Origin of the sequence: Neptuniibacter sp., from assembly GCF_024231755.1 — a bacterium.
Taxonomy (GTDB): Bacteria; Pseudomonadota; Gammaproteobacteria; order Pseudomonadales; family Balneatricaceae; genus Neptuniibacter.
The window spans coordinates 1-859 of record NZ_JAAEQH010000232.1; the positions used below are offsets into that span (position 1 = coordinate 1).

An 859-nucleotide genomic window follows, 5' to 3' on the forward strand; every position below is an offset into this window, starting at 1 on the left:
ACCCATGGACAGCCGCTGATTTTACCCGTTGGCAGCGTGCCAGCTGCTGGTTGGCGATGCTGCAGCAGACCATGGCTGATCAGTTTCCATGTAGGCGTTAGCGAACTAGCAGAAGAGAATGAGAACGCCGAGCAGGTAGATGAGAATGAGAAGCGCCGAGGCGAGGTTGTTCGCGGCGGCGAAGATCTGCTTCCAGTCACCGGCGTAGTTGGTGCCGGCTTCCATTCTGCTGGCATCCGCACTCGGATTCTGCTCGGGGGCGCAACACAGCTTCGCGTTGATCGCGGACGCCATCAGCAGACACTTGTGTGGCGGCGGCAGACTGCGCTCAATGCGCGCCAGTGCAGAGATGATCAGCGTGACCAGGATGCTCACCAGCGTGATGCTCACGGTGAACTCGTAGAATTTGACTGAAAAATTCCACCCCATGCTAATGATGTCGTGCAGCATGAGGTGCCGTGTGATTGGTGGGCGTGCAAAACGCCAATGACCGCATTTTCAAGTTTAACATTCATGCTAACATTATTAGCTGTTAGCTTACTAGCTTAAGGCTGGGCTTTGTGATAGCGCCAGATGGCAAGGAACACCCTCAAATACTCAAAGTGTGCTTAGATGAATTCTGACACCGCTTGAAGTTATTGATAAGAACCTCTGCAGGTTTCCAATCCTACACGATAACATTATTAGCTGTTAGCTTACTACCTTAAGCAGGGATTTATGGTATGGCCAGGGAGTTTGGGGCATCTTTGCATACTCAAAGTTTGCTTAGATGAATTCTGACACAGCTTTTGAAGTTATTGATAAGAACCTCTGCAGGTTTCCAATCCTACATGCTAACATTATTAGCTGTTAGCTTACT

At 49.9% G+C, this 859-nt stretch carries 1 protein-coding gene; it reads right to left on the reverse strand.

Going from position 1 to position 859, the window contains the following annotated elements; all coding sequences use genetic code 11:
- Positions 1-105: 105 nt before the first annotated feature.
- Positions 106-450: a hypothetical protein gene (locus GY843_RS11990; protein WP_297309910.1), complete on the reverse strand. Its 345-nt coding sequence runs from the start codon at positions 448-450 to the stop codon at positions 106-108.
- Positions 451-859: the final 409 nt, after the last annotated feature.